Origin of the sequence: Psychrobacter sp. AOP31-B2-9, assembly GCF_052378005.1 — a bacterium.
Classification (GTDB): Bacteria; Pseudomonadota; Gammaproteobacteria; order Pseudomonadales; family Moraxellaceae; genus Psychrobacter.
In genome coordinates this window covers 1-7,023 of sequence record NZ_JBQSXG010000146.1, presented here as the reverse complement: position 1 = coordinate 7,023, position 7,023 = coordinate 1, and the positions used below count along the sequence as shown (strand labels likewise).

Annotated in this window: 4 protein-coding genes; 3 read left to right on the top strand and 1 reads right to left on the bottom strand. The window is 41.5% G+C overall.

Annotation, left to right across the window (positions count from 1 at the left end):
* The first annotated feature begins 246 nt into the window (after positions 1-246).
* Positions 247-1,860 (top strand): ATPase, encoded by a 1,614-nt coding sequence (locus ACT3SX_RS12820; protein ID WP_192520431.1) that lies wholly within the window; start codon positions 247-249, stop codon positions 1,858-1,860.
* A gap of 633 nt (positions 1,861-2,493) precedes the next feature.
* Positions 2,494-4,101 carry an inorganic phosphate transporter gene (locus tag ACT3SX_RS12815; protein ID WP_192520432.1) on the top strand — a complete coding sequence of 536 codons (1,608 nt, stop codon included), beginning with the start codon at positions 2,494-2,496 and terminating at the stop codon, positions 4,099-4,101.
* Positions 4,102-4,217: 116 nt separating this feature from the next.
* Here the strand turns inward: ACT3SX_RS12815 and ACT3SX_RS12810 are convergent, their stop codons facing one another.
* Entirely contained in the window at positions 4,218-5,756 is a 1,539-nt protein-coding gene (locus tag ACT3SX_RS12810) for an aminotransferase class I/II-fold pyridoxal phosphate-dependent enzyme (RefSeq protein ID WP_413038465.1), read from the bottom strand.
* A gap of 489 nt (positions 5,757-6,245) precedes the next feature.
* Between ACT3SX_RS12810 and msrB the strand changes: the two genes are divergently transcribed.
* Complete coding sequence (msrB, locus tag ACT3SX_RS12805; protein WP_192520434.1) at positions 6,246-6,671, top strand: peptide-methionine (R)-S-oxide reductase MsrB; 426 nt, start codon at positions 6,246-6,248, stop codon at positions 6,669-6,671.
* The last annotated feature ends 352 nt before the right edge of the window (positions 6,672-7,023 follow it).

Genomic DNA, 7,023 nt, shown 5'->3' with positions numbered 1-7,023 from the left:
TTATCAAATTGTTGAAAAAAATAGTGTAATAGTCTGCGTGTAACTGCTTTATAAGTAATGCTGGTTTTTAAGATGCTAAGACAAAGTATGGAGACTGTTCTAAGATAGCTTCGTAGATTGTGTTCACCTTAAAAGAAAATAAACTAGAATACAAATGTCAAACTGTTACATAGCGGCGTCATTGACTGGATTGGTTGAATGCTATGATTAAAATGACGTATTTTCAATCAGAGGATGATTTTAACTATGAGTAAAAAAAAGAGTAAATCTGATTCAGTAGTCCCAGAGCCAGTCAACGCACAATTTAGTGATGAAATGGTCGAGCAGCGTTTAACGCCCAACCCACTCAGCCAGTTCTCTATGGATGAAGATGGGCTGAGATTAGCATTAGTTACAGCCCAGTATGCTCTGCGTGCAACACGGCAACGAACACCGAAAACCACCAATAAACCTACAGGACTGTTGGTGTTAGTCAATGGTATGGAGCAGGCAGGTAAAGGAACTGCGGTTAAGCAACTGCGGCAATGGGTCGATCCTAGACTGTTAAAGGTTGAGGCGACCATTGGCTCTTGTCCATTAACCCATCAACCAATGTGGCAAGCGTATACCAAATCCATGCCACGTCATGGTGATGTTATGGTTTATTTTGGCAATTGGTACGCTGACTTACTCTACAACGCCATGCGTCTGGCAATGTCAGATGACAAAGACGATACTGAGTCAGTAAATCATAGCGTATTTCCTATTGCGACATGGCAAGCATATTTAGAACAGCAACTGGCTAAGCTACAAGTGTTTGAACAAGATCTTATTGCTAATCAAACAAGGCTGCTAAAGTGCTGGTTTCATGTTGATATCGAAACATTACAATCGCGGCTTCATGACAAAAAGGCGGATCCACATTTTTTGTATCAAATTGACTGGAACAGCCAAAAAGTTATCGAAAAGTTTAACGAAGTAGCAGCGACGTTATTGCGCCAGCAAGACGACTGGATCATCATTGACGGTGATGATAAATCACAAGCGGCAGATCATTTTTGTCATGAAGTGCTGCATGCAATGCAGACAGCATTAGTAAGTAGTGCCGTCAATGTAGATAAAACAGATGAAGAACAAGTATTTGAATCTGTAAAAATACCTAAGCAGTTGACGAATATAAAAGAAGAGGATATAGATAAGTCTGACTATCGTAAGTTGTTGGCAGAGAAGCAAGCTTGTCTCGCTGAGTTATTGCGCGCCCGCAAAGGTCGTCACGTTGTATTTGCTTTTGAGGGTATGGACGCTGCTGGCAAGGGCGGGGCAATCAAAAGGTTGGTAGCGCCGCTTGACCCACGTGAATACCAAATTTATAACATTAGTGCACCGATGCTGTACGAATTGCAGCATCCTTATTTATGGCGTTTTTGGACAAAGCTTCCTGATGAGCAGACCGACCGAATCAGTCGTATCGCTATCTTTGATCGCACTTGGTATGGGCGGGTGTTGGTTGAGCGTGTCGAAGGGTTTGCGACCAGTGATGAGTGGCAACGCGCTTATGATGAAATCAATCGCTTTGAGGCAGACTTGACCGATTCAGGAGCGATCGTCATCAAGTACTGGCTGGCGATTGATAAAAAAGAGCAGTTGAAACGTTTTGAGGGGCGCCAAGAAACACCGCATAAGCAGTTTAAGCTGACCGACGATGACTGGCGTAATCGTGATAAATGGTCGGACTATGTACAGGCTGCAGCGGATATGCTGGCACGCACTGATAGTAAAAATGCACCTTGGTGTGTCATCGCTACTAACGAAAAGCGTCAAGCGCGTTTGGATGTGCTGGATCATGCTATTGAGCAATTATCGGCAAGGTACGACAGTTAACCTTTGATTATATTGAGTGACTGAAACTCTTTATTTATAATTTTAATGTTTATACAAAAATAGTATAATAATACGATAAGTCACTGAAAAGTGATGTTAATTGAATATGACCTTGGCAGTTACAAATCTCGCAATATCATCATGCATTATGCGCTTATATTTAATATAATAGGCGCCTAATGTTTTCTGCTATACATCATATGCTATAGCAAATAGGGCGTTATAGTTGTTCTATGCGTCCTAGTGTTACTATGGCCACAATAAAACTTCAAAGCCGCAAGATGCTGTAATCAGACGATTTAGCAATATTACTTGCGGCTTTGTGACATGTTAAGAGACGTGTTTTACCTAAAATTAGTTTGTAATTTTAAATCAAGTAAAACCCGTCAATGAGATAGAACATGCATCAGCAGTCAATCGCTTCAGGCCAATGTATCAGCCGTACTATCGAAAATATCGTTGCTTAAGTCATTACTTAAATCACTAATTAGATCGCTACTTATCGAGTACATCACGCGTTTTATAGACGTTACCACAATGCTAAATAGTATAGTTATAGTAGTATTTAGCATTACAGTGCAATGTTATTAACCGCATATAATTTCAATCAGCTTACGCAGGACGTATTAACGTATGGGTATTAGCAGTAGTTCTACAGAGTCAGTCAAATCAGTCGGCTCTATGAGAATAAATATATTTTTTGCCATTGTACTGATTGCGATGACCGCCTATTTTACGTGGTGGGGTCTAGATTACACAATGCATCAACAAACGACGCTATTTATTGTAGCAACCGCTTTTGGTGTCTTTATGGCATTCAATATTGGTGGGAATGATGTCGCCAACTCCTTTGGTACCTCGGTAGGTGCCGGCACATTAACCATTCCTCAAGCATTGGGTATTGCTGCAATATTTGAAGTGTCAGGTGCTGTACTGGCAGGTGGCGAAGTTACTGATACGATCAGAAAAGGCATCGTTGACCTAGATGGTCTAACGGTGACACCTAATCAATTTATTTATGTCATGCTCTCAGCTTTAATCGCTGCTGCATTTTGGTTATTGTTTGCCACCAAAAAAGGCTTACCGGTTTCGACCACGCACTCCATTATCGGTGGCGTTGTTGGTAGCTCTATCGTACTGGGTATCACATTGGGTGGTACGGAAATGGCTTTATCAACAGTGAGTTGGGGAACTGTTGGTACGATCGCTATTTCTTGGGTGCTATCACCGTTGCTAGGTGGTGTATTATCCTACCTGTTATACGGACAGATTAAGAAAAATATCATCGAGTATAATGATCGAACAGAGGCACATCTTGCGATTCTTAAAGGCAATAAAAAAACCTTAAAGCAAAACCATAAAGAGTTTTTGGAAGGTCTAACAGAATCAGAGCAGCTGGCTTATACATCGGCCATGCTACGTGATCAAGAAATCTATAAAGATGATGATTGCGTGATAGAAGATCTAGAGACAGATTATTACAAACAGCTTTATGAGATTGAGAACGAGCGTACCAACCTTGATACGCTAAAAGCACTTAAGCAGTGGGTGCCGCTTATTGCAGCAGCTGGTGGTGCCGTCATGACATCGCTGGTTGTATTCAAAGGCCTTAAAAACGTCAACAGTAATATGACGACGCTACAGGGCTTCTTGATCATGGGAATGATAGCGGCGCTAGTATGGCTTGCGACCTTTATCTATACCAAAAGTATCCGTGGTAAGCATAAAGAGGATTTGACCAAAGCAACCTTTATTATGTTTAGTTGGATGCAAGTCTTTACCGCATCGGCTTTTGCTTTTAGTCATGGGTCGAATGATATTGCCAATGCAGTTGGTCCTTTTGCCGCGATTATGGATGTGATTCGTACCAATAGTATTGCTACCGAGGCGGCAGTACCACCAGCGGTCATGCTGACTTTTGGGGTTTCACTTATTGTTGGTCTTTGGTTCATCGGTAAAGAAGTCATTCAGACGGTAGGAACCAATTTGGCCAAAATGCACCCTGCTTCTGGCTTTTCAGCAGAACTGGCTGCAGCAGCTGTTGTTATGGTAGCCTCGACGATGGGATTACCTGTATCAAGTACACATACTTTAGTCGGTGCGGTATTGGGTATCGGTATCGTCAATAGAGACACCAATTGGAAGCTGATGAAACCGATTGGTTTGGCGTGGGTTGTGACGCTTCCTGCAGCGGCAAGTATGTCGGCTATCAGTTATTTCGTATTGAGTAATATTTTTTAATACTCGTATTGAAGATAAGTTGTAGTTAGTAAGTATAACAAGTTGGTTGAAAAAAATGCTTATCAGCATCATGCTGATAAGCATTTTTTATATGATGGAGCATCCTAAATGAGTGTTTAATCAGTACCAAACTGTTGGCGTTTTTTAGCAAAGAATCTGTCTAAGCGATCCATTGCATCTTCTAAGTCATGTAAATTGGGCAGAAACACTAAGCGGAAGTGATCCGGTTTGTCCCAATTGAACCCCGTCCCTTGTACCATTAGAACGTTTTCATCAATCAGTAGGTCCATCATAAAATTCATGTCATCCGTAATAGGGTAAACTTCAGGGTCCATCTTTGGAAAACAATAAAACGCGCCTTGTGGCATCGTACATGAAATGCCTTTAATTGCATTAAGTCGCGATACGGCCATTTCGCGCTGCTTATACAAGCGACCTGTTTTAGATGTCAAATCTTTCATACTTTGGTGGCCACCCATCGCTGTTTGGATAGCGTATTGCCCTTGAACGTTAGAGCATAAGCGCATAGAGGCTAGCATATCCAGACCCTCTATAAAGTCAGCAGCGTGTTGCTTGCGACCTGAGACCATCATCCAACCTGCACGGAACCCCGCGATACGATGCGACTTTGACAAACCGTTGTACGATAGAACCAGTACGTCATCCGTCAAAGTACTCATTGGTGTGTGTAGAGTGTCATCATAGAGAATACGGTCATAAATCTCATCCGCCATGATGATTAAATCATGCTCTTTAGCAACCTCTATAATCTGTAATAGGAGCTCGTTGCTATAAAGCGCACCAGTTGGGTTATTAGGGTTGATAACCACGATGCCTTTTGTCTTACTGGTAATTTTTGATTTGATATCTTCTATATCAGGGTGCCAGTTGTCGTCTTCATTACAGCGATAGTGTACAGCCGTACCACCAGATAGATTAGCGGCCGCTGTCCAAAGCGGGTAATCTGGCATTGGAATGAGTACCTCATCACCATCGTTCATTAATGCTTGCATAGTCATGACAATCAGCTCAGAGACACCATTACCTAAATATACATCACGGACATCAACTGCCGATAGCAGCCCTTTTGATTGATAATATTGCAGTACTGCTTTACGCGCAGAAAAGATCCCTTGTGAGTCTGAATACCCAATGGCGTCTGGCAAATTCATCGCCACATCACGCAAAATCTCATGCGGTGCTTCTAGACCGAATGGTGCTGGGTTGCCGACATTCAGCTTTAATATACGTTTGCCCTCCGCCTCCATTTTATTTGCAGTCTGTAGTAGTGGGCCGCGAATGTCGTAGCAGACATTTTGTAATTTATCAGATTTTTTAATGGTATTCATAGAGGGATCACTCATAGGGCTATTTGGTGAGTTTGTGTTGACTGAGCTTGGCTTGCTCTCACTTGATTTGTCAGGTTGTGTATGTTTAGGAGGCGTAGTATCTAAATCATCGTTCTTATTTGATACACTGGCTGTCGTATTTGTAGTGGTGCTTGTTTGGTTTTGAAGCTCACCGCGCAGCAAGTAGCCTTCGCTACAGCCTAAAATACGTGCTAGCGTGGGTAATTTAGACGAGACGATACCATTGGTGCCACGCTCCCAATTAGAGATAGCACCGCGACTGACCTTTGCGCCTGCTGCCGTCATCGCTTGTGCTAATTGCTCCGCAGTAAATCCTTTATCACGGCGCAGCTGCACCAGTCGTTCGGCTTGTGTACCTTTATTTTTCTCGCTAGCCATAATCAGTTAAGCCTTTATTTATCAATAGGTTTGTCATAAGTAGATTACTTTAATTCAATAATAATACTTATATCCTAATGCAAGATATTATTGCATAAATAACTGCTATGCAAGTTATTTTAAAAAAGTTATAACAATGAAAGTAAATCTTGCATTTATAAGCGTATGAAGTGGTTCCCTGCTGAAATACCATATAATTACCCATTACCCATTACCCATTACCCATTACCCATTACTAATTGCTTTGCCAATACAATATTATTGTGATGTATGTCTTGAATATTGGGTTGATCATCAATAGATAGGGCACATCGTTATTTATAATAATATGGCGATAAAACTTGATTAGTAGCCAAATAGAAAATCGGACAATACCTATTTAAGTAAGGACAAACTATGCAAGACAATCAACTTAGCAAAGCAGAAATTAGCCAATTAACCAAAGCTGATTGGAAAGAACGCTTGAGTGCTGATGAATACCATGTAATGCGCGAGAAGGGCACAGAACGCCCATTCACAGGTGTCTATAATGATGCAGATGATGAAGGTATTTATCGCTGCAAAGGGTGCGGCGCTAGCTTGTTTGACTCAAGCAGTAAATTCAATGCTGGTTGCGGTTGGCCAAGTTTTGACCAAGGAGTCGATAACAGCGCTATTGATGAGCACGTCGATAACTCATTGGGCATGACTCGCACAGAGGTGACTTGTAGTAACTGCGGGGCGCACCTAGGTCATGTGTTCCCTGATGGACCTAGCGAGACGACAGGGATGCGCTATTGCATAAACTCAGTCTCTATCGATTTGGACAAATCTGAAAAATAGCAGCGAGCATAATAATTGAAAATACAGATAACAGATTAGATGCTATCAACTCCCAGAAGCACGAATGTCTATATCAAAATTATACAACCTACGATACGTAGTGGCAGATAGTTAGCACAGTGAGTAAAGGCATGTACTTGCTTTTTACTTAATTTTGAGAATGATATAAGCTTAGCAGTATAAAAAGGAAGCGCACGACGCTTCCTTTTTGATAATAGGCGCCATATTTATGCTGTTGCACAATTAGCAGTAACTGTGAGAAAGTAACTGTGAGAAGTCAGTTATGATAAAGCAGTTATGAAAAAGCTACTGTGATGCAGAATAGTCATGGTTAGAGAGTATTAAAATAACT

What these genes read in the sequence shown, in the direction of transcription:
- msrB (WP_192520434.1), top strand. Translation starts at nt 6,246, where the DNA reads ATGCAAGACAATCAACTTAGCAAAGCAGAAATTAGCCAATTAACCAAA.
- ACT3SX_RS12815 (WP_192520432.1), top strand. Translation starts at nt 2,494, where the DNA reads ATGGGTATTAGCAGTAGTTCTACAGAGTCAGTCAAATCAGTCGGCTCT.
- ACT3SX_RS12820 (WP_192520431.1), top strand. Translation starts at nt 247, where the DNA reads ATGAGTAAAAAAAAGAGTAAATCTGATTCAGTAGTCCCAGAGCCAGTC.
- ACT3SX_RS12810 (WP_413038465.1), bottom strand. Translation starts at nt 5,756, where the DNA reads ATGACGGCAGCAGGCGCAAAGGTCAGTCGCGGTGCTATCTCTAATTGG.